Source organism: Chryseobacterium sp. RR2-3-20, from assembly GCF_017808115.1.
In the GTDB taxonomy this organism is placed as follows: domain Bacteria; phylum Bacteroidota; class Bacteroidia; order Flavobacteriales; family Weeksellaceae; genus Chryseobacterium; species Chryseobacterium oryzae.
On the sequence record NZ_JADQBD010000137.1, the window covers coordinates 1 to 2,140 of the forward strand.

Genomic DNA, 2,140 nt, shown 5'->3' on the forward strand with positions numbered 1-2,140 from the left:
GTTGCTCCTCAGCATTGCTCACTTCCTCTTCCAATCAACCGCAAAATATTACGAATTATTTTTGACAAAAACACCAACTATTTTTGACCACATTACCTAAAACAAAAAACTAATTAGAAAATTTCTCTTCCGGAAAAGTGAAATTGTGCTTCAATTAGAGCATTCTCATTAGAATCTGAACCATGAACTGCGTTTTCACCAATGCTTCTTGCAAACATTTTTCTGATTGTACCTTCAGCAGCTTCAGCAGGATTTGTAGATCCGATTAGAGTTCTGAAATCTTCAACAGCATTATCTTTCTCCAAAACAGCTGCTACAATTGGACCTGAGCTCATAAATTCTACAAGTTCGCCATAAAAAGGTCTTTCAGCATGAACTTCATAGAATTTTTTTGCATCAGCAACAGTAAGTTGAGTTAATTTTAATGCTTTAATTTTGAAACCTCCTTCTGAAATTTTCCCTAAAATAGCTCCAATGTGACCATCTGCAACAGCATCAGGTTTAATCATTGTAAATGTAATATTTGACATATCTTTTTGAATATTTTTTTAACGGTGCAAAAGTACAAAAAATAATGAAAATAAATATTTAAATTAATTTTAACAATTTCTAACACATATTAAGAAATTTGCATCTCTTTTTTGGCATACTAATTGTTATTACAATAGCGATTCTCATGTTTAATTTGAGTTTTCATGGTTATTAGTTTTTACCCAGCTTCGGCTGGGTTTTTTTGTGAACCACATTCCCTCAACACTTCAGATTTACTATTTTCTAGTTTATTTGTCCTTAATTATTATTTTTTAATAAACTGATAAACCTTACCTTCAAGATTTAGTAAATAATTTCCAGAAGAAAGATTTTTCACCGTAATAGATTTTTTAGTTTTGAATGGATTGTTTTCAGAAATCATTAACCTTCCGGACATATCGAAAATTTTAGCCGTTGAAATTTTTTCTGTTGCTCCTTCAACAAAAATAAATTCTTCAGCCGGGTTTGGATAAATTCTAATATTGTTTTCTTTATTCTTTACAGACTCTTCTGTAGCTAAATTTCCTAAGTTCTGACAGTAATTACTCGGATAAGAATTCCATTCTGTTATACTGAATAAATTTGCAGGTTGGTTTACTGTAGATTTTCTATACAAAGAAACATTTGCTAAAACCGAAGAATTATTTACTCCAAAAACTCCCATAACATCTATGGGTGAAGATTTATATCTTAATTCTAAATATTGGCTTCCAGAATACGTCATTTGCGGAGCGGCAGTAGCTAATTTTGCCTGATCCACAGTATAACACGAAAAATTAGCACTAGGGTTTATCACTACAAATGATTCATTATTCTCAATAATTCCTTCCAATTCATAAGGTGATGGAAAATAGTAGCTGCTACTACTAGGAAACTGTATAAACAAACGATAATTATTAAGATTAACAGAATGTCCTGTTTTATTCGTTATCTCAATTGCCTTATTATTAGATGTTCCTTCCAAATATTTTGTTATAATTAAATCTTTTGCATAACTATCATTTCCTAAAGTTGTTGCAGAGATACTATTACTATCGGCAGACAATAGATATCCGTTATCATAAGCTTTTACAGTATAAGTATAAGAAGTAGAAGGATTAAGGTGATCTGCACTGAAAGTAGTTTCTCGTGTAGAGCCAATTAAAACACCGTTCTGATAAATTTTATATCCAATAACATCAGAGCTGCTGCTCGGAGACCAACTTAAGGTATTAAAATAAGCACTATTCTGAGTTACCGTTAAATTTTGCGGAGATTGTGGTGCAATATTATCTGGAGTTTGTGCCCAAATATCATTTACCCAAGAAGGATTGTCAATAAAAGGATTTCTATTTTTCTGTAAATTATATACAGCATTATTTCTGTCGATTTCCCTCTGAGAAACAGGATCTTGCTGGTGCCATTGTAAAAGCATCGCAATATAAGCATTATCGAAAGCTCTTTCTTCGGTGCCGTCTAGTGGACATTGGTCATTTGCCGGTGTAACTGTACTTGAAGAACTGTAATCATAATTAAACCCAAATCACGCAGTTGAAATTTTTTGAGATAAGTCTATGGGGTAATCCCAAATTCCGACGAACCATTTTCTGCGTTTTTTGGTGAGTGCAAT

At 32.3% G+C, this 2,140-nt stretch carries 2 protein-coding genes and 1 pseudogene; all 3 read right to left on the reverse strand.

The genetic code is table 11. The features are described 5' to 3' along the window. Positions 1–113: 113 nt before the first annotated feature. The gene (locus tag IV513_RS15315) at positions 114–530 is read right to left on the reverse strand and encodes a nucleoside-diphosphate kinase (RefSeq protein ID WP_047483315.1); all 417 of its coding nucleotides are present in this window, start codon (positions 528–530) and stop codon (positions 114–116) included. A 266-nt stretch (positions 531–796) separates the two neighbouring features. Beyond that, on the reverse strand, positions 797–1,255 hold the full coding sequence (locus tag IV513_RS15975; protein ID WP_317196434.1) for a T9SS type A sorting domain-containing protein: 459 nt from the start codon (positions 1,253–1,255) through the stop codon (positions 797–799). 42 nt (positions 1,256–1,297) lie between these two features. Then, positions 1,298–1,984: pseudogene (locus IV513_RS15980) on the reverse strand (endonuclease); the annotation flags it as partial. Between the last annotated feature and the right edge of the window lie 156 nt (positions 1,985–2,140).